The organism is Streptomyces sp. WM4235 (assembly GCF_001279725.1).
Taxonomy (GTDB): domain Bacteria; phylum Actinomycetota; class Actinomycetes; order Streptomycetales; family Streptomycetaceae; genus Streptomyces.
Genome location: NZ_LGDE01000469.1, coordinates 154,075 through 178,678, shown reverse-complemented (window position 1 = coordinate 178,678; position 24,604 = coordinate 154,075). Strand labels below are relative to the sequence as shown.

The window sequence follows — 24,604 nt, the reverse complement described above, 5'->3', positions numbered from 1 at the left end:
GGGCACGTACGCGGGGGGCCGGGGTGGCGGGGGCGGCGGTGGCGGCGGGGTGTCCCCGCCCCGGGACCCGGCCCCTTCCGGCTCCCGCTCCGGCTCGGCCTCCCGCCGCTGGGCGGGCAGTACCGCGCCGGCCGGCCCGGTCGGTGCGCCCGTGTCCACCGGTCCCGGACCGGATTCCTTGCCCGCTCCCGCGCCCACCCCCGTGCCCGCCTCCGGCTCCTTGACCAGGACCACCGCGGAGCGGTAACGCTGGTCCAGCGTGTCGCCCGGATCGGGTTCGGGTACCGCGTCCGGGTCCTCGTAGAGCTTCTGCCACCAGTCGTCCGCACCCCGCTGACTCATGCCTCCATTGTCGGCCGTCGGGGGCGGCGAAAAACGCGGAACACACGAAAAGGGCCCACCGGGCCGCCGCCCGGTGAACCCTCTCCGCTTCAGTCGTACGGGCTAACGAATGTCGTAGGCCCGCACGACCGTCTGGGTGACGGACGCGCCGTTCGCGTCGGTCAGTTCGACCTTCAGCGACACCGGCTTGCCGGCGGCGCCCGCGTGGTCCACGCGCGCGGTCCAGGTGCCGCGGTGCTCGCCGACCTCGGCCCGCGTCCAGTTCTCACCGTCGTAGGAGTACGACAGCTTCGCCGACTTCAGCGCGCCCGGCGTGTAGCCCGCGTGCCCGGTGACGCCCAGGCGGATCGTCCGGCCGTTCGTCGCGGGGAGGGTCTTCACCCCGTCCTCCGGGATCGAGAGGGCCGGGAAGAGGATCGGCAGGGCCTGCGAGTACTGCGCGGGGTCCTCCTTCGATCGGAAGGTCCAGGAGGTCCGGATCTCCTGCGAGCGCTGCCAGGTACGGGCCGGTTGTCCGAACTTCTGTACCTGCTGGGTGAGTTCGTACGTGGCCTCGCCGGCCGGGACCTCGAAGACCCCGGACGGGTACCCGCTGTCCCCGATCTGCTCGCCGTCGCGCTTGAGCACCAGTCCCCCGGCGTCGCCGAAGGAGCCCGGCTGCGCGTAGTGCCCGCTGTCGCCCCACATGGCGGAGGCGAAGCCGATCAGGTTGCCCTGACGCTCGGCGGCGAGCAGCTGCCGGCCCGCGGTGTCGCGCGGGGCGACCGGGCCGATCACTCCGTCGTACCAACTCTCCGTGCGCTTCGAGCCCTTGGTGTAGGTGCGCTGTCGGTCGGTCATGAACTCGCCCCAGGGGAAGCTGCTGGAGAGCAGGTGGTCCCAGGCGGTGTCGCCGGCGGTGTGGTACTCGGTGCGCTTGCCGGGCACGGCCACGGTCTCCAGGCTGCCGAAGAACACGGCGTTGCCCGACGGCCGGTAGGCGCCGACCAGATCGACGAAGTCCGCGCCGACGCCCATGGCGTGGTAGGTGGACTCCACGGCGCCGAGGTCGCGGTCGCGCACCCGGTAGGTGCGCTCGCCGCGCACCTCGCCCTTCTCGATCTGGGCGAGGTTGTAGAGGTACGGGCTCTTCGCGGTGGCCTTCCAGTTCAGCGTGACCCTGCCCGCGTCGAGCCGGGCCAGCAGGGCCTTGGCCTCGCCCGTCTCGATGGACAGGGCCGGCAGGGAGCCGCCCGCGTAGCCGGTGAAGCCGATCCAGCGGCCGGGGGCGTCACGGTGGGCGAGCACGGCCTTGGCGCCGGCGGCCCTGGCGCGTTCCGCGACCTCGTAGAGCGCTCCGTCCACGGTCTTGACCAGCACGATCGCGCCCTTGGCGGAGACCGCGGCCAGTTCCTCGGGGGTGCCGTCGCCGGCGTTCACCAGGGGCGCGGAGCCGGTTCCGTCGAGGTTGTCGCTGCCGAGGGAGGCGGTGGTCGGGTGCAGCGTGGCGCCGCCGGCCACCTTCAGCTCGGAGACCAGGGGCGCGGCGGCCCGCCAGTAGCTGCCGAACTCGAACTGCCCCTCCTTGGCCTTCCCTTCGACCGAGGCGTAGTAGCCGCGGATCGATCGGCCGCCCTGCGCGGTGCCCGCGTGCAGCCAGGCATCGTCCCAGGAGCGGGAGAAGGCGAGGGTGGTGGAACGGGCCTCGGTGGGCTTGTCGGTGGCGATGGACAGCCGGGCCGCCTCGCGGGCGTCCAGCACGATCACGGTGTCCTTCACGACCTCGACCTGCGGGCGGCCGAGGTAGGTGAGGGAGTCGACGAGCGGGTTCTCCGCGACGCCGGCGTCGGGGGTGCCGACGAACGCGGAGAGGAAGTACGAGCCCGGTCGGACCCGGTAGACCTGGTCGGGGGCGCCCTCGTTGAAGCGGCGCTCGCCACTGGCGTCGTCGGTGCCGATGACGTCCAGGGAGGACGGCCCGCCGGCCGGCTTGCCGGCCCGGTCGATCAGCTTGACGCGCAGGGTGACCGTCCGCGGCTGCACGTACAGGGAGAAGGGGGTGGAGACGCGTACGCCGTTCGCCGTGGCGACGACCCGGCCGGTGACGTCCCCGTACTGGGAGCGCTCCAGCCTCGCGTCGGGCTCCAGGGCGAGCGGCACCTTGACGGTGGCCCCGGCCGGGACGGTCACGGTGCGCCGGTCGAGGTGGGCGACCCGGGAGCGGACGGTCGAGCCGTCGTTGCCGGTGACCTTCTCGACGGCCAGGGACAGCGTGACCGCCTTCGTGCCCGTGTTGGTGTACGGGACGTCCACGCTCGTGCGGTCGCCCCGGTCCTGCGGCCAGTTGTACGTGCCGCCCTGCACGGCCGGCGCCGAGGTGACGGTGGTGTCGATCGCCGCCTTCACGTCGAGCCGGCCGCCGCCGGTCTGGCGGACGTCACCGGGCACCTTCGTGTTCGCGGACCCGACGAGGGCCGCCTTGACCTGCCGCGGAGTCCAGTCCGGGTGGCGCTGCCTGACGATGGCCGCGGCGCCCGCGACGTGCGGGGTGGCCATCGAGGTCCCGGACATGGACTGGTACGCGTACACCCCGCGGCCGCCCATCGCGGCGGCGGAGATCCCGACGCCGGGGGCGGCGATCTCCGGCTTGAGGGTGTGTGGGAGACCGGCGGGACCGCGGCTGGAGAAGGAGGCGGTGGTGTCGTCGCGGTCGACGGCGCCGACGGTCAGCACACTGGGGGCGCAACCGGGAGAGGACACCGTGTTGTTGCCGGGGCCCGCGTTTCCGGCGGCGATCACGAAGAGGGTGCCGGAGGTGCGGGCGAGTTGCTCGGCGGCGGCGCTCATGGGGTCGTCGCATGCGGTCTGCGAGGGGTCGCCGAGGCTCATGGAGACCACGTCGGCCTTGCTGTCGACGGCCCACTGCATGCCGGCGATGATCCAGGAGTCGAGGCCGTACCCCTGGTCGTTGAGGACCTTGCCGCTGAGGAGTTCGGCGCCGGGGGCGACGCCCTTCTTCGCTCCGCCGCTCGCCGCGCCGGAGCCGCCGACGGTGGAGATGGTGTGGGTGCCGTGGCCCTGCCGGTCGGCGTCGGTGTCGGAGTCGGTGAAGTTCCTCGACTCCGCGACGCGGCCCTTGAGGTCGGGGTGGTCCAGGTCGGTGCCGGTGTCGAGGACGGCCACCTTGGTGCCCTTGCCGTCGTAACCGGCGGCCCAGGCGGCGGGCGCGTTCACCTGTCTGGTGGACCGCTCCAGGTTCGCCCGGACCTTGCCGTCCAGCCACAGCTTCTTCAGGCCGCCGGCCGTGCGGGATCGGTCGCCGGCCGCGGGGCGGATGACGTCCGTCCAGAAGGCGGCGGCCTGCTGCTTGTCGGCGGTGAGGGCGACCGCGCCGATGGAGGGCAGGACCAGGGAGCGGTCGGCGCCGCGCGGTGCGGGGGGCGCGGAGCGCGCCACGTTCACGGAGCCGTCGTAGACCGCGATGAGCGGCAGCTTCTTGGCGTGCGCGTCGTCGTAGCCCTGCCGGATCAGGCCGGTGACGTTGAAGAGTTCCTCGTCGACCGTGCCCGCCGCGAGCGCCTTGATCGCGCCCTCGGGGTAGACGTACAGGTCCTTGCCGCTCCGGCGGGTCTGGACCACGGGCTGCGAGCCGTCCTCGCGGGGCATCGCGGTGGCGGCGCCGCGGCCGGCGGCGTCGGTGGACACCAGGATCCGGTCGCCCGTGACGAGGGTGACGGTGACGGGCGTCGAGGGGTGTGCGCCGGCCGCCTCGCTTCCCACGAGCGGTCTGTTGTCCTTCGTTCCGTCGCTCGGCTGTGCCGTGGACGGGCCGACGGCGGTGGCGGCCAGGACGGCCGCGACGGCCGCTCCCAGCGCCGTGCGCGATATCGGGCGCATCGCTCTCCCCAGGTGAATTCCGACCAACTGCCTCATCGCACGGCAAAGTTGCCGTGCGCGTGGCTGTCGACCGGCGAATGGTGGTGCTGCGGTGGCGTCACCTTTACAGAGAGCCGGGTGGTACGGCGATGATGTCGGCGGCGGGTTTGCGCCGTGGCCGCTTCCCGCCAGGAACGGTGCCGAGAGAAGGGGTGGACGTGTTGCTGGGTGCGATAGGCCTGGACGAGGGACAGGAGTCGGCGTACCGCGCGCTGGTGGCGTTGGGGGCCGCGGAGGTGCCCGACCTGGCCCACCGGCTGACGCTGCCCGTGCCGCAGACCGAGCGGGCCTTGCGGCACCTGGAGCGGCACGGCCTGGCGGCCCAGTCCTCGGCCCGGCCCGGCCGCTGGGTGGCGGCCCCTCCGGGAGTGGCGCTGGGGGCGCTGCTCACGCAGCAGCGGCACGAGCTGGAGCAGGCGGAGTTGGCGGCGGCGCTGCTGGCGCAGGAGTACCGGGTGGAGGCCGCCGAGCCGGCGGTCCACGACCTGGTGGAGGTGGTGACGGGGGCGAGCGCGGTCGCGCACCGCTTCGTACAGCTCCAGCTGGGCGCGGCGGAGGAGGTGTGCGCGCTGGTGAGCGGGCGGCCCCAGGTGATGACGGGGATGGACAACGAGGCGGAGGAGCGGGCCTCCGTGCGCGGCGTGGAGTACCGGGTGGTCATCGAGCGGGAGGTGCTGACCCTGCCGAGCGGCATCCGGGAGGCGTCGACGGCCCTGGCGCGCGGCGAACGGATCCGGGTGACGGGGCAGGTCCCGACGAAGCTCGTGATCGCGGACCGTACTCTGGCGATGGTGCCGTTGACGGCGCGGGGCGCGGAACCGGCGGCGCTGGTGGTGCACGCGTCGGGCCTGCTGGAGTCCCTGATGGGCCTCTTCGAGGCGGTGTGGCGGGAGGCGCTGCCGCTGCGGCTGGGTTCCACCGGTTCCCCGGAGGAGTCGGGGGGCGGCCCCGACACCATCGACCTGGAGATCCTTTCCCTGCTGCTGGCCGGCATGACGGACGCGAGCGTGGCCAAGCATCTGGAGCTGGGGCTGCGGACGGTACAGCGGCGGGTCAAGGGTCTGATGGAGATGTCCGGGGTCACCACGCGGCTCCAGCTGGGTTGGCACGCGTACGAGCGGGGCTGGGTGGCTCGATAGCCCCTGGTCGGTCAGGCTGGGCAGATGGATCTGCCTCAGCTGCTCCTGGTGGGGCTGGTGCTGCTGCTCGGGGTGCTCGGGGTGTTGGTCCCCGGCGTCCCGGGAACCTGGCTGGTCTGGGCGGGGGTGCTGTGGTGGGCGCTGCACATGAGGTCCTCGCTCGCCTGGGCCCTGCTCGTCGCCACGACCGGCCTGCTGTTGGTGGTGCAGGTGGTGAAGTGGCAGTTGCCGCCCCGGCGGCTGCGGGGCGTGGGGGTCACCCCCCGGATGGCGGTGTTCGCGGGCGCGGGCGCGCTGCTGGGTTTCGTGCTGCTGCCCGTGGTGGGCGCGGTCCCCGGGTTCGTGGGCGGGATCTACCTGTGCGAGCGCCTGCGGCTGGGCACCCGCGGGGAGGCCTGGACCTCGGTCCGGGCGGTGATGCGGGCGGTGGGTACGAGCGTGCTGGTGGAGCTGTTCGCGTGCCTGCTGGTGGTGGCGGCCTGGCTGGGCGCGGTCCTCGCGTCGTAGGCACGGTCCGGGGTCCGACGGGATCGGGAGCCGCGGGACGGTCCCCGAAGTGGGCCCCCGCTCGGCGGGGGCCCACTTCGGGCCGGAGGTCGTCCGCCGGACGGGTCAGACCCGTCCGCCCCGCTTGGCCGCGTGGTTGGCCCGGCCCTCCGCCGACTTCATTCGCCAGTCCCGGCGGATCTCGGACCGCAGGCGCGCGTCCGTCTTGGCGACGATCCGCTGGTTCTCCCGCAGCAGCTTGCGGTAGCTGTCGAGCCGTCGTTCGGGCAGCTCTCCCGACTCCAGCGCCGCCAGCACCGCGCACCCGGGCTCGGCCTCGTGCCCGCAGTCGTGGAAGCGGCACTCGCGCGCGTACTCCTCGATCTCGGAGAAGACCTGCCCGACGCCCACCTCGGCGTCCCACAGTCCCACGCCGCGCAGACCGGGGGTGTCGATCAGGACGCCGCCGCCCGGGAGGGCGAGGAGGTTGCGGGTGGTCGTCGTGTGGCGGCCCTTGCCGTCGACCTCGCGGGCTGCCTGCACCTCCATGACGTCGACGCCGAGCAGGGTGTTGGCGAGCGTGGACTTGCCGGCTCCGGAGGTGCCGAGGAGCACGCTCGTACCGTCCGCGACGACCGCGGCGAGGACGTCCGTGCCCTCGCCCGTCACGGAGGAGACGGTCAGCACCTGTACGCCCGGCGCGGCGGTCTCGACGTCCTCCACCAGGTAGGACAGCGCGGTCGGGTCCGGGACCAGGTCCGCCTTGGTCAGGACGACCAGCGGCTGTGCCCCCGACTCCCAGGCCAGGGCCAGGAAGCGTTCGATGCGCCCGAGGTCGAGCTCGGCGGCGAGCGAGACCGCGATGACGGCGTGGTCCACGTTGGCGGCGAGGATCTGTCCTTCGGAGCGCTGCGAGGAGGTGGACCGCACGAAGGCGGTCCGGCGCGGCAGGTAGGCCTTGACGTACCGCGGGTTGCCGGCCGCCTCGACGGCGGCCCAGTCACCGGTGCAGATGACCCGCAGCGGGTCGTGCGGGGTGACGAAGGCGGTGTCGGCGCGGACGATCCCGTCCGCGGTCATGACGTCGCACTGGCCCCGGTCGACCCGTACGACCCGGCCGGGCACGAGGCCCTGCGCGAGGTACGGGGCGAACTCGGATGCCCACGCCCCGTCCCAACCGAAGGGGGTGAGGGCGTGCGCGAGCGGAGCCTGCGAGAAAGAGGAGAAAGACAAGGGGAACCCTTCACAGGGTGGCCCCGGCGGCGCGCGCTCGGCGGCGCGCGAAGAAGGTGTGAGGTCAGCCGGAGACCACGGGGGTGACATTGATGATCTTCTGAGTGCGGGCAGCGCCCTGCGCGACGACAGTCATCAACGAGCTCACCTCCGGGTCCTTCACGAGCCGATGCTCCGCGCCGATCGGCGGAACGGCCTCACCGTAACAAGCCCCCTCGGGGCCGCGCCAACTCTTTTTCCGGCCGGTTCAGTTCCCGGCCGTCCCGGCCCTCCCCCGGATCGCCGTCTCCACCGCGGTGAGGCGGTCGGCCAGCAGGCCGAGGGCGGCGACCACCCGGGTGACCGGGTCGCCCTCGGGGCCGCCGAGTGCCTGCTCGCGCACGTACGAGGCCCTGAGCGCGACCCAGCGTTCTGCCTGATCGGCCGTCAGCAGGCCCCGCAGCTCGGCGAGTTTGAGCAGGTCGGCCTCGGCTCCCGTGGTCAGGGTCTGCGCCTGCGCACGGTAGTGGTCGTCGATCAGCGCGGACAGTTCGGCCGCGTTCATCACCGGATCGATCCTCGTCGCGATCTTGTTCATGTCGCGGTACGAGCCCTGGAGCCGGAAGGGGGGTTCCGTGCGGGTGGCGTCCGTGCGGGCGGCCGAGGCGATGTAGGCCGCGTTGACGGTGACGACCACGTCCCGCGCGGCCAGCAGGTGCCGCAGTACCGCCACGATCCGCTCGCGTTCCGCCGGGGCGTACGGGTGGACCAGGCGGTCGGCGTGCGCCGCCGCGTCCCCCGAGGCGAGCCGGACGAACAGGTCGAGGTCGGCCCGGCCCCGCGCGGCCAGGGGTGCGAGGACGGGGTGCGAGGTGAGGGCGTTCTCGACGAAGCTGAGGGCGAAGGCGTCCTCCTTGCCGGTCAGTACGTCGCCCAGGTTCCGGACGTCGGCGCGGTTGGCGAGCATGTCGGGGATCTTGAACCGCTCCCCGCTCTCCGTGTACGGGTTGCCGGCCATGCACACCGCGAACCGCTTGCCCCGCAGGTCGTAGGTGCGCGCCACCCCGTCGTGGACCCCCTCGACGCGGCGGGTGTCGTCACAGAGCGAGATGAACTTCTGGAGCAGTTCGGGCGAGGTGTGCTGGATGTCGTCGAGGTGGAGCAGGGTGTTGTTGCCCGAGGCCAGCGCGAAATTGATCTTCTCCACCTCTCGGCGGGCACTCGCGTCGGGCGCCTGCGCGGGGTCGAGCGAGGTCACCGCGTGCCCCAGCGCCGGCCCGCTGATCTTCACCAGCACCATGCCGAGCCGGTCCGCGACGTACTCCACCAGCGTGGTCTTGCCGTAGCCGGGGGGCGAGACGAGCAGCAGCAGGCCGCTGTGGTCGGTGCGCTTGGCGGCGCCGACGGTGCCGATCTGTCGGGCGAGGTTGTCCCCGATCAGCGGCAGGTACACCTCGTCGACCAGACGCCCGCGGACGAAGCCGGACAGCACCCGGGGGCGGTGCTCGTCCAGCCGCAGCCGCAGCCGCTGCCGTTCGGCGGCGACGAGTTCGGTGCGCCGCTGCTGGTAGGCACGGAAGGACGGCACCACCGATGTCTCGAACTCGCCGACCCTGGACAGGAGTTCCGGAAGGTCGAGCAGGATGCGTCCGCCCTCGCCCACCCGCGGGTGGGAGCCGAGCAGCCCGGTGACCGTCTCGGTGGTGGCGCACCCCTCACCGGGGTCGCGGTGCGGCAGTGCGCCGCACAGTTCCACGGCGACGGCCTCCGCCAACTCCCCGCGTGTGGGCGTCTCCCCGCGCGAGGCGGCGAACCCGGACAGCCAGCTCTCGGCCAGTTGGCGGCGGGCGGGCAGGTCGTCGCCGAGCGCGGCCAGATCGGCCCGGTAGGCGGCGATCCCGTCCAGCGCGGCGAACTTGGCCAGCAGGGCCCGTACGGGCGGGGCGACCACGAAGCCCGCCCCGCCCGCCAGCTCCTCGAAGAGGTATTCGGCGACACCCCCGTGTCCGCCGAACTCCCCCATCGAGGCGGTCAGTTCCGCCCGGAAGTCGTCGATGGCCGGGGTCGGGCCGAAGGTCTCCCGGGCCCGCGCCATCGACCGGACCCGCCGGGTCCAGGTCGCCCGGGCCTCCTCGGTGGCTCCGTACGCCCAGAACAGTTGCGCCGCGGCCCGGTCCGCGGCCGGGTGGCGCAGCAGCCCCGCCGAGGTGTGCAGCCGCAGCAGGGCCGCCAGGATCAGCGTGGCGTCGTGGTCGTGGACCCCGCGCTGGTGCCCCTCGTCGTACGCGGTGTCGGCGGCCTCCCGTACGAGGGCGGGCAGGTCCGCGTCCGCGAGGGCGGCCGGTCCGTGCGCGCGCAACAGCCGGACGGCCAGGTACTCGGCGCGGTAGACGGCCGGGTTCTCCGAGGGCAGCGTCTGCTCCCAGAAGGGCCGGGTCGCGGCGAAGTCCGGGTCGGTGACCGGGGAACGGTAGTCGGTGCCGGCGATGGCGAAGCCGATCCCGTCCCCGTGCGGCACCAGGGCGAGTTCGGGCGGCTGGGCGTTGACGGCGAAGGCGTGTTGCCCGAGCCGGATGACGGAGCCGCCCTCGGTGTAGAGGTCGGTGCGGTCACGCAGGGACCGGCCGGCCGCCTCGCGGGCGGCCCCCAGCCGTCCGTCGAGTTCCTCGGCCCGGACCCGGTCGTCAAGGGCGCGCAGTTCCTCGGCGGTGCGCCGGATCTTGGCCACCATCGGGTCCGAGGCGAAGTAGGTGTGGACGGCGTCGATGTCCTCCAGCGCGGCGATCCGCCGGGTGATGGTGTCGAGAACGCGGCCCGCGGAGGCGGCGAGTCGTTCGGCGTGCCGGGCGCGGGTGTCCTGGAGGGTCTGCTTGCGGGCCGAGAAAGCGTCGTGGACCTCGGTGCGGCGGGCTTCGAGGCGGCCGAGGAACTCCTCGGACTCGCTGAACCGGGCTTCGAGGTCCTCGACGCGCAGCAACAGCCGCGCCAGTTGTTCGTCGCACGCCGGCGGGGTGTCGGCGGCGGCGAGGGCGCCGGTGACGGCCTGGCCGAGCAGGGCGAACTCGGCGGCGAACTCGGCCCGCCCCTCCGCGCCGACCAACTCCCGGCGGCGCGCGTCGAGGACGGCGCGGGCCCGGTTGGCGCCGCCCAGCACGTCCGCGATCCGTTCCAGGATGGAGGTGCGCACGGTGGCGTCGCCGATGTCCAGGGCGGCGACGACGTCGGTGACCGTCCCGAGCCCCTCGGAGTGTTCGGCGAGCCGGCGTGCGAGGGGTTCGGCCTCGGCTGCGACGGTGATCGTCGCCGCTTCCGCCGCCAGGGCGTCGATCGCGGCCCGGTAGTCGGTGAACGCGTCCTCGCCGCGCAGGAACTCCACCGCCCGGCGACCGGCCGCGTCGATGTCGGCGGACACCTCGGCGGCCAGCGACTCGATCCGTCCGGTGTCGACGTACCGCATCCCGGTCAGCGAGACCAACCGGCCCTGGGCGCGGCGCAGCGCGGTGAGTTGTTCCACCCAGGCGCCCGCGGTGCGCGGGGCGGAGCCGCGGACCCGGCGGACCAGGCCCGCCAGGGAGGCGGCGGCCTCCTCCAGGGCCTCGGTGGCCTGTCGGGTCAGGTTCCGTACGGTCTCGAACTCGACGAGGACCTGTTCGGCGGTGTCCCGCAGCTCGCCCAACGGGGACGCCAGGTCGCCGACTTCGGGGTCGCCGAGCCAGTGGTACTGGTCGGCGGCGCGGACGGAGGCCGCGGTGAGGGACTCGTACAGTTCGGCGGTCGGCTCGCCGGCGTCGCGTACGGCGCCGGCGAGTTCGAGGCAGTCCGCGATGGCGCGCACCAGGTCGGCGTTGCCGATCCGGGCGAGCGGTCCGGTGCCGGCGGGGCGGGCGGCGGCGTGGGTGTCGGAGACGTACGGGGACTGCCACACCTGGACGGGGTGGACGCGTGTGGCGCCGCCCGCGTCCCGGTCGGCGGGACCGCGCAGCACGGTGAGGGTGCCGTCCTCGAAGAGGGCGTGGCCGTGGCAGGGGATGGGGGTCGCGGCGGCCTTGCGGATGACGTTGTACGGCATCAGCAGGGTCCGGCCCTCGTCCCCGGCGAAGACGTGGAGCACGTCCTCGCCGTTGGGCGAGCGCACGGTCCGCTCGTACGTCAGACCGTCGGTGTCCACGTCGAAGGTCTTGTGGGCCCCGCCGGCCAGGCAGTATCCGCCGGGGAAGACGATGCCCTGGTCCTCGGGCAGTCGTCGGCAGCCCCGGCCGATGCCGTCGAGGCGTACGACTTCCCGTGTGACGGTGTTGAAGACGAGGTGGCGGCGGGTGTCCTCCTTGTAGGGGCGCACGCGCAGCAGGATCAGCGGCCCCACCCGGGCGTGCGCGACCTCGGCGTCGGCGAGGGCCTGGAGCGGCTCGGCGACCGGTTCGGTGAAGACGCCCTCGCCGGTCTCGGTGTCGTTCTCGGTCTTGACGGTGAGCCGGCCGCCGACCGTGGAGACGTACAGGTCCCCGCCGACGGACAGGTGCGGGTGGCGGCCGAGGATCTGGTCCTCGCGGGTGGCGGCCGTCCACTCGACGTCGTGCGGGGCGGGCCGTACGTGGTCCCGTTCGCCGCGCGCGTCGAGGAAGCGGACGCCGCCGCCGGCGAGCCGCCAGCGCAGCACCCGGATGTCGGCGGCCGTCTCGCCGGTCCGGAAGACGGCCAGCAACCCGCCCTCGACGTGGCGCAGCCGCAGCAGCCGGGCCTGCCGGTAGTAGCGGAAGAGGGCGGCGAACTCGCGCAGGAAACCGGGGTCGTCGAGCAGGCCGGGGACGGCGTCCTCGGGCGCCGGGTTCAGGTCCCGGTCGTACAGCCCGAACACCTCGCCGGGGCGGACGTCCCCGGTGTGCCCGACGGGCACGCCGTGGCCGAGCAGCAGCCACTCGCCGACGGCGACGAGGTCGCGGGCCACGCAGGGTTCGGGGGTGTGCACGGGGGCGGTGCCGGTGAGGGTCAGCCCGGTGGAGCCGAACACCTCGACGCGCCGCGCGTTGAGTGCCTCGGCCCGTCGGGCCAGCTCGGCGGCCCGCGCGCCGAGGCGGTCGCGCAGGACCTCGTACGTTCCGGCGTCGATGTCCGTACCCATGGGTCGTCTTCACTCCTGACGCGAGGGGAGAGGGGCCGGGGCAGCCGGCCACGACCGGCCGGCGGCCCCGTGTGTGTCACCGGCGGCCGGGGCCGCCGGGGTTGTGCCTACGCCTGCCGGCCGGCGGCGGCCGAGCCGTTCGCCCGGGCGGCGGGGACGCCGGCGGCGGCGCCCGCGAGGGCCGTGAGCGGCAGGTCCGAGAGGCCCAACCGCTCCGCCTGGGACAGCAGTTCGGCAAGTGGTCCGGCGCTCGCGCCGCCGCCCCGCATCAGTTTCATCAGCAGCGCGGACACCGTCAGGTCCCGCACGTCGGCCGTACCGACGCTGCCGAGCATCCGGGTCAGGTCGGCGGTGAAGTCGGACGAGCCGTCCAGCCACGGCTTCGCGAGGGTCCGCGCGGTGGCCGAGTTCTCGACGAAGGCGTCCACGCCCTTTCCCATCGAGATCGAGGAGACGAGCCGGTCGAAGAAGACCGAGTCCCCGCCGACGATGTTGATGTCGGCGTTCTCCAACCCGGCCGCGACCACCGTGGCCTGGGCCTCGGCGACCTGCCGCTGCACGTCCAGGCCGGCGAGCCGGACCTCCTTCTCCGCCTGCAGGCGGAGCCGGTACTCCTCGTGGCCCCGCGAGGCGTCGTCCAAAGCGGCCATCGCCGCGGCCTTCTCGGTGAGGCCGGCGGCCTCCGCCTTCAGCTTCCCGCCGATGGCCTCGGCGTCCGCCAGGGCCTGCGCCCTGGTGCCCTCGGCCTGCGCCCGCAGCCGTGCCTCGGTGGCGTGCGCCTCCGCGAGACCCGACTTCTCGATCGCGTCGGCCTCCTTCTCGCGGACCTGTACGGCGGCCAGCCCGGGCGCGGCGGCCTCGGCCTGCACGCCCTCCGCGAGCCGCAGTTTGGCCCGCGCGTCGAGGTCGGCCGTCTTGACCCGGGCCTCGGCCAACGTCACCTGTTCGGCGGCGTGGTGGACGGCCGCGGCTTCGGCCGCCTCGGCCGCCTTGATGTCCTTGACCAGGCGCTCCTGGGCCTCCGCCTCGGCGGCGATGACCACGGCCTGCCGGGTCCGCTCGGCCTCCTCGACCATGCGGAGCCGCTTGATCGACTCCTCCTGCTCGGCGACCGTGCGGTCGACCGCGACGCGCTCGCGCACGACTTCGGCGATGTCGCGCTTCTCGGTCTCCACCTCCTTGTCGGCGGCGATCCGGCTCAGCTGGGTCTCGCGCTCGCGGGCGATGACCTCCAACTGGCGGTCCTTCTCGATGCGCTCGCTCTCCACGGCGATGACGCGCTCGCGGTTCTTCGCCGCGACGGCCACCTCGCGGGCCTGGTTCTCGCGTTGGACGCCGAGCTGTTCCTCGGTGCGCAGGAAGGCGCCCTGTGCGCGCAGCCGCTCCTCCTCGACGACCTTGGCGGTCTCCGCCTCTTCCTTGGCTCGCACGGTCTCGATCTCGCGGCGCTGCTTGATCTCGGCGTCGGCCTGGCGGCGTTCGAGTTCGAGGATGGCCTCGCGGGCGTCGACGTTCTGCCGGGTGATCTCCTTCTCCTCCGTGCGCTGGAACTCGTTGGTGCGCACGTGCTCGATGGCGGTCAGCTCGGTGATCTTCCGGATGCCCTGCGCGTCGAGGATGTTGGACGCGTCGAGCTGGCTGAGCGGGGTCTGCTCCAGGTAGTCGATCGCCGCGTCCTCCAGGCTGTAGCCGTTGAGGTCGGTGCCGATGACGGCGATGATCCGGTCCCGGAACTCGTCGCGCTTGGTGTAGAGGTCGGTGAAGTCGAGTTGCTTTCCGACGGTCTTGAGCGCCTCGGAGAACTTCGCGTTGAACAGTTCCTGGAGGGTGGCCTTGTCGCTGGCCCGCGCGGTGCCGATCGCCTGGGCGACCTTGATGACGTCCTCGGTGGTCTTGTTGACGCGCACGAAGAACGAGATGCGGATGTCCGCGCGGATGTTGTCCTGGCAGATCAGGCCGTCGCGCCCGGTTCGGGAGATCTCGATGGTCTTCACCGAGATGTCCATGATCTCGGCCTTGTGCAGCACGGGCAGGACGACCTGCCCGGTGAAGGTCACGTCGACCTTGCGCATCCGCGACACGATCAACGCCTTGCCCTGTTCGACCTTCCGGAACAGCCGGCTGAGGACGAACAACAGGACGAAGACGACGAGGAGGATGACGCCGACGAGCACGCCGACGCCCAAGGAGATGGCATCCATGCAGGGGCCCCTTCGAATGGAGCGGTAAGGGAGGTTCCGTGAGGTTCAGGCGCGGGGGTCGAGCGCGCTGTCGTACGGGGCGACCCAGAAGAACTCGCCGGGTTCGTCGTACGCGTAGAGCAGGCCGGCACTCCCGTGGGAGAGCGGATCGTCCCCGGTCTGGCGGACCTGCACGATCGCGGTCGAGCCGTCGGCGGCGGCCACCTCGGCCTGGCCGAACCGGTCGTCGACCCGACCCGTGCGGATGACGCAGACGAGGCCGATGAAGTCCTGCCGCGAGGGCGGCGGCTCGTCGGGTTGGAAGAACCCGCGCAGCGGTGCCACGCAGATCCTGGTGGCCACCCTGGCCACGATCAACGCGGCGAGCAGGACGGGGACGGCGGTTCCACCGCCGAGGCCGGCCCGGTCGAGGTACACGGTCCCGGCGAGGGCGGTGAACCAGGCGAACGCGGTGAACATCGAGACGGAGACGGAGAACGGGACCCCGGCGGTCCCCAGGGCGGCGGATCCGGAGTCGGTGTCGAGGGTGTCGTGTTCGGCGGCGCCGAGCAGGACGAGCAGCCAGTAGGCGACGACCACGCCGAGGGCGAAGGTGAACACCACGGCGGGGAACCCGAACGCGGCGGCGATGAACTCTTCCACCGGTAGCCCCCCTTCCGCTTCCGTGCCCCGGCACCGGGCCGGTACGAGCACCCCGGCAAGCCCCAGTCTGCCGCAGCAACGCCCTCGGGTTCATTGCCGGTTCCCGGCAGTCTTTACGCGTTCTTGATGCCGGGCGATGGTGGAACCATTCGGCGCGTGTCCGATTCGTTCAAGACCCGCGATCGGCGCGCGCCCGACACTGGGCACATGACTCCCCGACTCGACATGATCGGCCTCGTCGTCACCGACATGGCCGCCTCGCTCGCCTTCTACCGCCGCCTGGGCCTGGACCTCCCGCCCGAGGCGGACGGCCAACCGCACGTGGAGACCGTGCTGCCGGGCGGCACGCGGATCGGCTGGGACACCGAGGAGGTCATCCGCTCCTTCGACCCGTCCTGGACCCGGCCCTCCGGCGAGGGCCGGGTCGGCCTGGCCTTCCTGTGCGACTCCCCCGACGAGGTGGACGCCCTCTACGCCGAACTGACCGCGGCGGGACACCCCGGGCACCTGAAGCCCTGGGACGCCTTCTGGGGGCAGCGCTACGCCGTCGTACTGGACCCGGACGGCTCCGGCGTCTCCCTGTTCGCGCCCGCCGCGCAGCCGCGACCCGGCGCCTGATCCGGCGCCTGACCCGCGCCTGTTCCCCCGGCCCGACCCGCCCGCCCTCGCGGATCCCCCGATCAGCCCCCCGGCGCCCGGTCCGGGGGCGGGGCGTGGGCCCCGGGCGTGCGCCCGGTCAGGGCGCGGACCTCCCGGCCCAGGTGGGCCTGGTCGGCGTACCCCGCCGCGTACGCCACCTCCGCCTGCGGGGTCCCGGCGCGGAGCAGGGCCAGCGCCCGTTGGAGCCGCAGGACCCGCCCCAGGGTGCGGGGGCCGTACCCGAACGCGTCGAGGGAGCGACGGTGCAGCTGTCGTTCCCCGAGCCCGACGTCCCGGGCGATGGCGGCCACCGACCGGCCGCTGCGCACTCCGGCCCGTACCGCGACGGCGACCGGGTCGGGCGGCCCGCCGGCGGCGGCGCGGGCCCGGGCCAGCTCCTCCAGGCCGTCGCGCGGGTCCGGGTACGCGCCCGTCCGCTCGGCGAGGCGGCGCACCTCGGCGCCGGGCCACAGTCCGGCCAGGTCCACCCGCCGGTCGCGCAGCTCGTGCGCCGGTACGCCGAGGAGCGCGGGCGCCGTGCCGGGGGCGAGCCGCAGCCCCCAGAGGGTTCCGCCGAGGTCCTCGCCCGGAACCTCGCCGGCGGGGTGCGGGCCGGTGTCCGGGCCGGCCACCAGCAACCGCCCGCCGGTCCACAGCAGGTCCATGCAACCGTCGGGCAACACCACGGCGCCGGGCCCGTCGGAGCGCCACAGCACGGCGCCCGGCACCAGCGGGGAAGGTCGCTCCTCGTACACGGGGCCAGGCTACGTCCGCGCCCGGCGCCGGTCGCGGCCGGGAACCCGGGGTCCGCGCCGCCGGGACGGCTCCTCAGTGCTTGCGCAGCCGGGAGTGGTAGTCCTCGGGCGGCAGGAACCTCGACCAGCGCTCGGGGAACTCCGAGGGCATCCCCGCGTCCTCGTCGTCCTCGGACTCCCCCTCGGCCAGCGCCCGCCAGGCGGCGGCGCGGGCGATGAGCCGGGCCGCCTCCGCCTCCCGTACCCGCTCGTTGGCCTCGCGGGCCGCGGCGGTGGCCACCGACGGCCAGACCCGGTCGATGGCGGCGTTGACGGCGGCCCCGACGAGCACGGCGAAGGCCGAGATGCCGATCCACAGCAGGATCGCGACCGGCGCGGCCAGCGAACCGTAGATCGTCGGCCCCTCCACGGTGTTGGTGAGGTAGATCCGCAGCAGGAACGAGCCGAGCACCCACATCGCCAGGGCCACCAGGGCGCCCGGCACGTCCTCGATCCACGGCGAGCGCACGGGCACGGACACGTGGTAGAGCGTGGTCAGGAAGGCGATGGAGAGAAGGGTGACCGTGGGCCAGTAGAGCACCGCGATCACCTCCGTGCTCCAGGGCAGCAGGCTCACCACCGCGTCCGGGCCGGCGACCATCAGCGGCAGCACGACCGCACCGATCAGCAGCGCGATGACGTACAGCAGGAAGGCCAGCAGTCGGGTCTTGACGATGCCGCGCTGACCGTCGAGGCCGTACATGACGGTGATGGTGTCGATGAAGACGTTGACCGCCCGGGAACCGGACCACAGGGCGAAGGCGAAACCGAGGGAGATCAGGTCCGGTCGGCCGCGGCTGGTCACGTCGTCCAGCATGGGTTTGGCGATGTCGTTGACGCCCCGGTCGGAGAGCACCGTGCCGACCGCGCGCAGGATGTTCTCCTCGATGCTGGCGACGAACGTGCCGCCCGTCCAGCCGTCCACGTAGCCGAGCAGGCCCAGCAGGCCCAGGAAGAGCGGCGGGAGCGAGAGGAGGGTGAAGAACGCCGCCTCGGCCGCGAGACCCAGGATCCGGTACTCGATGCACGAGTTGACGGTGTCCTTGAGCAGCAGCCAGCCCATTTTGCGCTTGGAGACGTTGCGGTAGAGGGCGCGGGCCCGGTGGAGCCGCCCTGGGATCCGCTGGGGTGTTTCTTTTGCTGGCTGCACGTCCTTACGGTATCCGCATGGCAGCCACCACCCACACAGTCAACAACCAGGCCCCGCCCCTTGTGGGCTACGAGGCGTTCACCGGCGACCGGGCCCTCACCGAGGGGGTGGAGCGGCACCTCGCCGACGCCTCCCCCGAACTGCGCGACGAGGTACGGGAGGAGCTCACCACGCTCGGACGGGCCGCGGGCTCGGGACAGGCCCAGGACTGGGGTGCGCAGGCGAACGAGAATCCGCCGAAGTTGCGCACGCACGACCGGTACGGGCACCGCATCGACGAGGTGGAGTTCCACCCGGCCTGGCACCGGCTGCTGGGGCACGCGGTGACCTCCGGGCTGACCGACGCGTGGGGACGCCCGGCCGGGCACCTGCGCCGGGCGGCCGGGTTCTTCCTGTGGTCGCAGGCCGAGGCCGGGCACGGCTGCCCGGTGTCGATGACGCACGCCGCGGTGCCGGCGCTGCGCACCGATCCGGAGCTGGCCGCCGAGTGGGAGCCGCGGCTGACCTCGCACGTGTACGAGCAGGGCCTGCGGCCGGCCGCGGAGAAGGGCGGCGTGCTCTTCGGGATGGGGATGACGGAGAAGCAGGGGGGCAGCGACGTACGGGCGAACACGACGGCGGCGGTGCCGCTGGACGCCTCCGGCGAGTACCTGCTGACCGGGCACAAGTGGTTCTGTTCCGCTCCCATGTGCGACGGGTTCCTGGTGCTGGCGCAGGCTCCGGGCGGGCTCACCTGCTTCCTGGTGCCGCGGGTGCTGCCGGACGGGACCCGCAACGTCTTCGCGATCCAGCGGCTGAAGGACAAGCTGGGGAACAGGTCGAACGCGTCGAGCGAGGTCGAGTTCGACGGCACCTGGGCCCGCCGGGTGGGCGAGGAGGGCCGGGGGGTGCGGACCATCATCGAGATGGTCGCGGCGACCCGGCTGGACTGCGTGATCGGCTCGGCCTCGCTGATGCGTCAGGCGTTGACCCAGGCCCTCCACCACACGGAGCACCGCTCTGCTTTCGGAGCACCGCTCATCAAGCAGCCGTTGATGCGCAACGTGCTGGCCGACCTGGCCCTGGAGTCGGAGGCCGCCACCGTCCTCACCCTGCGCCTCGCCGCCGCGTACGACGCCGGCACCGACGAGGAGAAGGCCTTCCTGCGGCTCGCGGTGCCCGCGGCGAAGTACTGGGTGACCAAGCGGTGTACGCCGATGGTCGCCGAGGCCCTCGAATGTCTGGGGGGCAACGGCTACGTCGAGGAGTCCGGACTGCCGCGACTGTTGCGCGAATCCCCGCTGAACTCCATCTGGGAGGGCTCGGGCAACGTCCAGGCCCTGGACGTACTGCGGGCACTGCAACGCGAACCGCAGGCGCTGAACGCCTTCCTGCGGGAGGTCGGGCTGGCCAGGGGCGCCGACCACCGGCTGGACGCCGCCGTCAAGGACCTGCTGACCGACCTCGCGGACCTGGAGGGCATCGAGGCCCGGGCCCGCCGGGTCGTGGAGCGCATGGCACTGGTGTTGCAGGGGTCACTGCTGGTGCGGTGGGCCCCGCCGGAGGTCGCGGACGCGTTCTGCGCCTCGCGGCTCGGCGGCGACTGGGGCACGGCGTTCGGCACGCTGCCGCACAGTCTGGACCTGGGTTCGATCGTGGCACGGGCACGGATCGCGACCTAGGAGTGGTCCCCAAACCGCTCGCTGCCGTGATCCGGGCCCGTCGGCCGGAAGACCGGGAATGGCGCCGCGCCGACTCGGCACCACCCCGGATCCGAGAAGCCCCGAGGAAGGAGCTGTCACGCCGCTCGGCGACGTCCCGATAGTTTCGGTCGGGCGACCGGGGCTTGGCGAGAGTTGCATACCGTTGCAACGCTGCACCCCAGTCGTCCCATCGAGTCGGGGATCGCCCGCCGCGCGCGCCACGGGGAGTTCGGCGGCGCGGACCGCCGGGCGGCTTCCCTCGCACGTCCGTTCCGCACGGGGAGGTTCCGGTGACCCACACCGCAGGCAGCGCGGTCGACGCGGCACGCGTCTCGGCCATGGACGCGCGGCAGGCCGCGCGTCTGCTCAAGGGGGTGCGGGCGGCCGCGCTGGCCGGCGACCGGCCCCCGGCCGCTCCCCGGCCGGAGATCGCCGAGTCCTGGCGCCGGATGCTGGCCTGCGGGGTGCACCCGGACCGGGACGCGCGCTCGCGGCTGCTGTCGGCCGCCGAGACCGAGGAGCGACGCCAGGTCTCGCCCCTGCGGGAGGTCCTGCCGGTGCTCCGCGAGGGCCTGCTGCCCGCCCTGGACGAGTCCCTGCACATCATGGTCGTCGCCGACGCGGACGGGCGGCTGCTGTGGCGGGAGGGGCACGCCTCGATCCTGCGGAAGGCGGACCGGCTGGGCTTCGCGGTGGGCGCCGACTGGACGGAGGCCGTGGTCGGCACGAACGGGGTCGGCACGACCCTGGTGGCCCGCAGGCCGATCCAGGTGTTCTCGGCGGAACACTTCGTCTCCACCCACCACGACTGGACCTGCGCCGGGGCTCCCGTGTGCGACCCCCGCGACGGGCGGCTGCTGGGCGTGGTCGACGTCAGCGGGCCATTGGCCACGATGCACCCGGCCACGCTGACGTGGGTCGGCGCGGTGGCCCGGCTCGCCGAGCGGGAGCTGCGGGTCCGCCACCTGGAGTCCCTGGAGCGGCTGCGGTCCGTGGCGGCCCCGCTGCTGGCCCGCCTGACCGGCAGGGCGGTGGCCGTCGACCCGCACGGCTGGACGGCGGCCGTGACGGGACTGGCGCCCGCCGACCGGATCCCGCTGCCCAAGGGGCTCGGCCCGGGGCACGTGTGGCTGCCGCAGCTCGGCGAATGCGTGGCGGAGCCGCTGCCCGGCGGCTGGCTGCTGCGGATCACCGCGTCCGGTCCCGCGTCGACGGCCGCGAGCCGGGTGGTCCTCGACCTGAGCCGGGCCGGGTCCTGGACGGCGACCGTGTACGGGGCCGCGGGCAGCTGGTCGCAGGAGCTGAGCCCGCGCCACGCGGAGCTGCTGTTCCTGCTGGCCGAGTCCCCCGGCGGCCGCTCGGCGGCGCAACTGTCCGCCGAACTGTTCGGGGACCCGACCCGTACGGTCACCGTCCGCGCGGAGCTGTCCCGGGTGCGGCGCCGGCTCGCGGGGGTCCTGACCCACCGCCCGTACCGTTTCGCGCGGGACGTGGAGGTGGAGCTGATCCGCCCGGAGCGCCCCGGGGACCTGCTGCCGCACTCCACGGCGCCTGCGGTGATCAGGGCCCGGCTCGACGCCGCGGGGCCCTGGGGGCCACCCCGGAGCCGGTCGGGCGATGTGATTCCCTGACGTCCATGAGCACCATCACACTCACCACCTGGTCCCTGGAAATGACCTCGCCCGAGGAACTGGTCGCCGCGGCCGTCCCCGGCCCCGAGATCACCGTCTCACGGGCGGAGGTGCCGTCCCCCGAGTTCAGCCGGTTCCTCTACGCCTCGGTGGGCGGGGACATCCACTGGACGGACCGGCTCGCGCTGACCCGCGCGCAGTGGGTGGAGCAGTTGGGGCGGCCGGGCGTGGAGACGTGGGTCGCGTACGACCGGGGCACCCCGGCGGGGTACTGCGAGCTCGACCCCCAGGACGACGGTGTCGTGGAGATCATGTACTTCGGGCTGCTGCCGGACTTCCGCGGCCGGCGCATCGGCGGTCACCTGCTGTCGGTGGGCGCGGCCGCCGCCTGGTCGCTGGCCGACCGCTGGCCGGGCCGCGAGGGGACCCGACGGGTCTGGGTCCACACGTGCAGCCAGGACGGGCCGACGGCCATGGCCAACTACGAGCGGCGCGGCTTCAAGGTCTTCAGGACGGAGACGGAGTCCAAGGAGGAGACCCCGACCCCCGGCCCCTGGCCGGGCGCCTGACCGTCCCCCCGGGATCGCCCCGGTCCGCCCCGGTCCCACCCGACCCCCGGTGATGGCCGGACCGGGGTGATCCGGATCACGCCATCCCATGATCCGAGACGAGTTCGTCCGCATGATGGACAGTAGTGGACTCCTCCAATCGGCCCGTGCCACGCTTCCGCCATGGATGCAGCTGGAATTGCCTTGGTGAGTCGGCGGCACGTCGACCTCGGCCGCATGTCCAGCGCCATCTGTCCGGCGCGCTGACGGAACCAGCCACCGCCGCACGTCGACGCCGTCCCCGCCGCCGCGGACCCGTCGACCATCCGTAGGACCGCCCGCCCCCTGAAGGCCGAACACCGCTCCGACCACCGGCAATCCCGGTGAGGAGTGGCACTGCGCCGCACCCGCTCAGCGGCGGGCGCACCGTCGGGGCGCACCCCGCCGCGCCCCCTGCCCCTGCCCCGAGCCGCCCGAGAAGGACGTACCGCCATGGCCGCCACCCCCGAAACGCCCGCAGCCGCAGCCCCCGCGGCCGCAGCCGCGCGCCGCAAGACCGGCCGTCACCGCGGCGAGGGTCAGTGGGCCGTCGGACACCACACGCCCCTCAACGGCAACGAGCAGTTCAAGAAGGACGACGACGGTCTCAATGTGCGGACACGCATTGAGACGATCTACTCCAAGGCGGGCTTCGACTCGATCGACCCCAACGACCTGCGCGGCCGCATGCGCTGGTGGGGCCTCTACACCCAGCGCAAGCCCGGGATCGACGGCGGCAAGACCGCGATCCTGGAGCCGGAGGAGCTGGACGACAAGTACTTCATGCTGCGCGTCCGCATCGACGGCGGCCGGCTGACCACCGAGCAGTTGCGCGTCATCGGCGAGATCTCCGAGGAGTTCGCCCGCGGCACCGCCGACCTCACGGACCGTCAGAACGTGCAGTACCACTGGATCCGGATCGAGGACGTCCCGGAGATCTGGCGCCGCCTGGAGGCCGTCGGCCTCTCGACCACCGAGGCCTGCGGTGACACGCCCCGCGTGATCCTCGGTTCTCCCGTCGCCGGCATCGCCCGGGACGAGATCATCGACGGCAGCCCCGCGATCGACGAGATCTACCGCCGGATCGTCGGCAACCCGGACTTCTCCAACCTGCCCCGCAAGTTCAAGTCCGCGATCTCCGGCTCGCCGCTGCTCGACGTGGCGCACGAGATCAACGACATCGCCTTCGTCGGCGTGAACCACCCCGAGCACGGCCCCGGTTTCGACGTGTGGGTCGGCGGTGGCCTCTCCACCAACCCCAAGCTGGGTGTGCGCCTGGGCACCTGGGTCTCGCTCGACGAGGTCCCGGACGTCTACGAGGGCGTCATCTCGATCTTCCGCGACTACGGCTACCGCCGGCTGCGCAACCGCGCCCGCCTGAAGTTCCTCGTCGCCGACTGGGGCCCGGCCCGGTTCCGCCAGGTACTGGAGGACGAGTACCTGAAGCGCGAGCTGACGGACGGCCCCGCCCCCGAGCAGCCCTCGGGCGAGTGGCGCGACCACGTCGGCGTGCACGAGCAGAAGGACGGCCGTTTCTACGTCGGTTTCGCGCCCCGCGTGGGACGCGTGGACGGGGCCACCCTGACCAAGATCGCGGACGTGGCCCGGCAGCACGGCTCCGACCGGCTGCGCACCACCGCCGAGCAGAAGATGATCGTCCTCGACATCGAGCCCGACCAGGTCGACTCGGTCGTGGCCGCCCTGGAGGCACTGGACCTGCGGGTCAAGCCCTCCCCCTTCCGCCGCGGCACCATGGCCTGCACCGGCATCGAGTTCTGCAAGCTCGCCATCGTCGAGACCAAGGCGCGCGGCGCCTCGCTGATCGACGAGCTGGAGCGGCGCCTGCCTGACTTCGCCGAACCGCTGACCATCAACATCAACGGCTGCCCGAACGCCTGCGCCCGCATCCAGGTCGCGGACATCGGTCTCAAGGGCCAACTGGTCCTGGACGACGACGGCAACCAGGTCGAGGGCTACCAGGTCCACCTCGGTGGCGCGCTCGGCCTGGAGGCCGGCTTCGGCCGCAAGGTCCGCGGTCTGAAGGTCACCGCGGCCGGTCTGCCCGACTACGTCGAGCGGGTCGTCACGCGCTTCCAGGAGCAGCGCGAGGAGGGCGAGCGCTTCGCCGCCTGGGTGACCCGAGCGAGTGACGAGGCCCTGTCGTGAGCGAGCGAGCGGCCCCCTTCTACTGCCCGTACTGCGGCGACGAGGACCTGTTCCCCAACGAGACGGGTCACGGCGCCTGGGAATGCAGGGCCTGCAACCGAGCCTTCCAGCTGAAGTACCTCGGGCTGCTGTCCCGAGGCGTTCAGTCCAACTCCGGTGGAGGCGAAGAGACATGACGACCGTTCAGGAGACGCGCGACCTCAAGGCGCTGGCCGAGCAGGCGGGCCGTGACCTGGAGGACGCCTCCGCGCTGGAGATCCTGCGCTGGGCCACCGAGACCTTCGGCGAGAAGTTCGCGGTGACCTCCTCCATGGAGGACGCCGTCGTGGCCCACCTCGCGTCCCGGGTCTCCCCCGGCCTGGACGTGGTCTTCCTCGACACGGGCTACCACTTCGAGGAGACCATCGGCACCCGGGACGCGGTCGAGGCCGTGATGGACGTCAACGTCATCACCCTCACCCCGCGGCGCACGGTGGCCGAGCAGGACGCCGAGCACGGCCCCCGGCTGCACGACCGGGACCCCGACCTGTGCTGCGCGCTGCGCAAGGTCAAGCCCCTCGAAGAGGGCCTGGTCGCGTACGAGGCCTGGGCGACGGGTCTGCGCCGCGACGAGTCCCCGACCCGGGCGAACACCCCGGTCGTCGGCTGGGACGAGAAGCGCCGCAAGGTGAAGGTCTCGCCGATCGCCCGCTGGACGCAGGACGACGTGGACGCGTACGTCACCGAGCACGGCGTGCTCACCAACCCGCTGCTGACGGACGGTTACGCCTCCGTCGGCTGCGCCCCCTGCACCCGCCGGGTGGTCGAGGGCGAGGACGCCAGGGCCGGCCGGTGGGCCGGGCGCGCCAAGACCGAGTGTGGGCTGCACGGCTGATGACCGAACGCCAAGCGAACGAAGA

At 73.1% G+C, this 24,604-nt stretch carries 17 protein-coding genes and 1 pseudogene; 10 read left to right on the top strand and 8 right to left on the bottom strand.

What is annotated here, in order from left to right; genetic code table 11:
• A pseudogene (locus tag ADK55_RS38965) lies at nt 1-342 on the bottom strand (hypothetical protein); the annotation flags it as partial.
• Between the two features lie 102 nt (nt 343-444).
• Nucleotides 445-4,218: a S8 family peptidase gene (locus ADK55_RS34730; protein ID WP_053684840.1), complete on the bottom strand. Its 3,774-nt coding sequence runs from the start codon at nt 4,216-4,218 to the stop codon at nt 445-447.
• Nucleotides 4,219-4,418: 200 nt separating this feature from the next.
• On the opposite strand from ADK55_RS34730, the gene ADK55_RS34725 reads away from it, so the two are divergent.
• Nucleotides 4,419-5,396, top strand: coding sequence for a helix-turn-helix domain-containing protein (locus ADK55_RS34725; RefSeq protein ID WP_053684877.1), 978 nt, complete (start codon nt 4,419-4,421; stop codon nt 5,394-5,396).
• A gap of 24 nt (nt 5,397-5,420) precedes the next feature.
• On the top strand, nt 5,421-5,903 hold the full coding sequence (locus ADK55_RS34720; protein WP_053684838.1) for a DUF456 domain-containing protein: 483 nt from the start codon (nt 5,421-5,423) through the stop codon (nt 5,901-5,903).
• A 105-nt stretch (nt 5,904-6,008) separates the two neighbouring features.
• On the opposite strand, the gene rsgA is transcribed toward ADK55_RS34720, so the two are convergent.
• From rsgA to ADK55_RS34700, 4 genes are all read right to left on the bottom strand, one after another.
• A complete protein-coding gene (gene rsgA / locus ADK55_RS34715) occupies nt 6,009-7,115 on the bottom strand; it encodes a ribosome small subunit-dependent GTPase A (protein ID WP_053684836.1) in 1,107 nt (368 codons plus the stop codon).
• Nucleotides 7,116-7,362: 247 nt separating this feature from the next.
• Nucleotides 7,363-12,213 carry a DNA repair ATPase gene (locus ADK55_RS34710; protein ID WP_053684834.1) on the bottom strand — a complete coding sequence of 1,617 codons (4,851 nt, stop codon included), beginning with the start codon at nt 12,211-12,213 and terminating at the stop codon, nt 7,363-7,365.
• Nucleotides 12,214-12,320: 107 nt separating this feature from the next.
• On the bottom strand, nt 12,321-14,414 hold the full coding sequence (locus ADK55_RS34705) for a hypothetical protein (RefSeq protein ID WP_053684833.1): 2,094 nt from the start codon (nt 14,412-14,414) through the stop codon (nt 12,321-12,323).
• A gap of 45 nt (nt 14,415-14,459) precedes the next feature.
• On the bottom strand, nt 14,460-15,056 hold the full coding sequence (locus ADK55_RS34700; RefSeq protein ID WP_053684831.1) for a hypothetical protein: 597 nt from the start codon (nt 15,054-15,056) through the stop codon (nt 14,460-14,462).
• A gap of 207 nt (nt 15,057-15,263) precedes the next feature.
• On the opposite strand from ADK55_RS34700, the gene ADK55_RS34695 reads away from it, so the two are divergent.
• Nucleotides 15,264-15,674: a VOC family protein gene (locus ADK55_RS34695; RefSeq protein WP_053684875.1), complete on the top strand. Its 411-nt coding sequence runs from the start codon at nt 15,264-15,266 to the stop codon at nt 15,672-15,674.
• Between the two features lie 62 nt (nt 15,675-15,736).
• On the opposite strand, the gene ADK55_RS34690 is transcribed toward ADK55_RS34695, so the two are convergent.
• Both ADK55_RS34690 and ADK55_RS34685 read right to left on the bottom strand, forming a co-directional pair.
• The gene (locus ADK55_RS34690; protein ID WP_053684829.1) at nt 15,737-16,450 is read right to left on the bottom strand and encodes a helix-turn-helix domain-containing protein; all 714 of its coding nucleotides are present in this window, start codon (nt 16,448-16,450) and stop codon (nt 15,737-15,739) included.
• 73 nt (nt 16,451-16,523) lie between these two features.
• On the bottom strand, nt 16,524-17,639 hold the full coding sequence (locus ADK55_RS34685; protein ID WP_078999771.1) for a YihY/virulence factor BrkB family protein: 1,116 nt from the start codon (nt 17,637-17,639) through the stop codon (nt 16,524-16,526).
• Nucleotides 17,640-17,656: 17 nt separating this feature from the next.
• Here ADK55_RS34685 and ADK55_RS34680 point away from each other — a divergent pair, with 17 nt between their 5' ends.
• The 7 genes from ADK55_RS34680 (at nt 17,657) to ADK55_RS34655 (ending at nt 24,579) form a co-directional block, all read left to right on the top strand.
• Nucleotides 17,657-19,300, top strand: a complete 1,644-nt coding sequence (locus ADK55_RS34680; protein WP_053684825.1) for an acyl-CoA dehydrogenase family protein — start codon at nt 17,657-17,659, stop codon at nt 19,298-19,300.
• 359 nt (nt 19,301-19,659) lie between these two features.
• Entirely contained in the window at nt 19,660-20,952 is a 1,293-nt protein-coding gene (locus ADK55_RS34675; protein WP_053684872.1) for a GAF domain-containing protein, read from the top strand.
• 5 nt (nt 20,953-20,957) lie between these two features.
• Entirely contained in the window at nt 20,958-21,521 is a 564-nt protein-coding gene (locus tag ADK55_RS34670; RefSeq protein ID WP_053684823.1) for a GNAT family N-acetyltransferase, read from the top strand.
• A gap of 162 nt (nt 21,522-21,683) precedes the next feature.
• Entirely contained in the window at nt 21,684-21,767 is an 84-nt protein-coding gene (locus ADK55_RS40820) for a putative leader peptide (RefSeq protein ID WP_323178918.1), read from the top strand.
• Between the two features lie 225 nt (nt 21,768-21,992).
• Nucleotides 21,993-23,705, top strand: coding sequence for a nitrite/sulfite reductase (locus tag ADK55_RS34665; RefSeq protein WP_053684821.1), 1,713 nt, complete (start codon nt 21,993-21,995; stop codon nt 23,703-23,705).
• Complete coding sequence (locus ADK55_RS34660) at nt 23,702-23,881, top strand: hypothetical protein (protein ID WP_053684819.1); 180 nt, start codon at nt 23,702-23,704, stop codon at nt 23,879-23,881. Before ADK55_RS34665 ends, ADK55_RS34660 begins: the two co-directional genes overlap by 4 nt.
• Complete coding sequence (locus ADK55_RS34655) at nt 23,878-24,579, top strand: phosphoadenylyl-sulfate reductase (protein ID WP_053684817.1); 702 nt, start codon at nt 23,878-23,880, stop codon at nt 24,577-24,579. The genes ADK55_RS34660 and ADK55_RS34655 overlap by 4 nt, the downstream gene beginning before the upstream one ends.
• Nucleotides 24,580-24,604 lie beyond the last annotated feature (25 nt).

Coding starts and splice junctions, on each gene's coding strand:
- ADK55_RS34730 (WP_053684840.1), bottom strand. CDS start 4,218: ATGCGCCCGATATCGCGCACGGCGCTGGGAGCGGCCGTCGCGGCCGTC.
- ADK55_RS34720 (WP_053684838.1), top strand. CDS start 5,421: ATGGATCTGCCTCAGCTGCTCCTGGTGGGGCTGGTGCTGCTGCTCGGG.
- ADK55_RS34710 (WP_053684834.1), bottom strand. CDS start 12,213: ATGGGTACGGACATCGACGCCGGAACGTACGAGGTCCTGCGCGACCGC.
- ADK55_RS34705 (WP_053684833.1), bottom strand. CDS start 14,414: ATGGATGCCATCTCCTTGGGCGTCGGCGTGCTCGTCGGCGTCATCCTC.
- ADK55_RS34695 (WP_053684875.1), top strand. CDS start 15,264: ATGACTCCCCGACTCGACATGATCGGCCTCGTCGTCACCGACATGGCC.
- ADK55_RS34680 (WP_053684825.1), top strand. CDS start 17,657: ATGGCAGCCACCACCCACACAGTCAACAACCAGGCCCCGCCCCTTGTG.
- ADK55_RS34675 (WP_053684872.1), top strand. CDS start 19,660: ATGGACGCGCGGCAGGCCGCGCGTCTGCTCAAGGGGGTGCGGGCGGCC.
- ADK55_RS34670 (WP_053684823.1), top strand. CDS start 20,958: ATGAGCACCATCACACTCACCACCTGGTCCCTGGAAATGACCTCGCCC.
- ADK55_RS40820 (WP_323178918.1), top strand. CDS start 21,684: ATGGATGCAGCTGGAATTGCCTTGGTGAGTCGGCGGCACGTCGACCTC.
- ADK55_RS34665 (WP_053684821.1), top strand. CDS start 21,993: ATGGCCGCCACCCCCGAAACGCCCGCAGCCGCAGCCCCCGCGGCCGCA.
- ADK55_RS34655 (WP_053684817.1), top strand. CDS start 23,878: ATGACGACCGTTCAGGAGACGCGCGACCTCAAGGCGCTGGCCGAGCAG.